Source organism: Proteus faecis, assembly GCF_030286765.1.
GTDB lineage: Bacteria > Pseudomonadota > Gammaproteobacteria > Enterobacterales > Enterobacteriaceae > Proteus > Proteus faecis.
The window spans coordinates 1-512 of the sequence record NZ_JASVWV010000065.1 but is presented as its reverse complement, the minus strand read 5'-3'; the positions used below and the strand labels follow the sequence as shown (position 1 = coordinate 512).

The following is a 512-nucleotide window of genomic DNA, read 5'->3' as shown; positions in this document are numbered from 1 at the left end:
AAGAAGTAGGTAGCTTAACCTTCGGGAGGGCGCTTACCACTTTGTGATTCATGACTGGGGTGAAGTCGTAACAAGGTAACCGTAGGGGAACCTGCGGTTGGATCACCTCCTTACCTAAGAGATACGTATTATGTGCAGTGCTCACACAGATTGTCTGATGAAGAACGAGCAGAAATACCGGTATAGGCTTGTAGCTCAGGTGGTTAGAGCGCACCCCTGATAAGGGTGAGGTCGGTGGTTCAAGTCCACTCAGGCCTACCAAATCGCCTTGAATACTGCGTTGTGAAAGAACTCGTTTACTTTAAGTAAACTTCGTTATTTCACGCCTTGTCTCAAGTCGATTTATCTTGAAAAAGATAATGGTTGAAACACTGGTTATTTCGACTGCATTATGGGGCTATAGCTCAGCTGGGAGAGCGCCTGCCTTGCACGCAGGAGGTCAGCGGTTCGATCCCGCTTAGCTCCACCATAATCTCTTGAATATAAAATAATAATTCAGAGTATATTAGCAA

General features: G+C 45.7%; 2 tRNA genes and 1 rRNA gene. All 3 read left to right on the top strand.

The window, feature by feature from the left end:
- A 16S ribosomal RNA gene (locus QSH13_RS18500) occupies positions 1–113 on the top strand; the annotation flags it as partial.
- A 71-nt stretch (positions 114–184) separates the two neighbouring features.
- Positions 185–261: transfer RNA gene (locus tag QSH13_RS18495), tRNA-Ile, on the top strand.
- A gap of 132 nt (positions 262–393) precedes the next feature.
- Positions 394–469, top strand: a tRNA-Ala gene (locus QSH13_RS18490).
- The last annotated feature ends 43 nt before the right edge of the window (positions 470–512 follow it).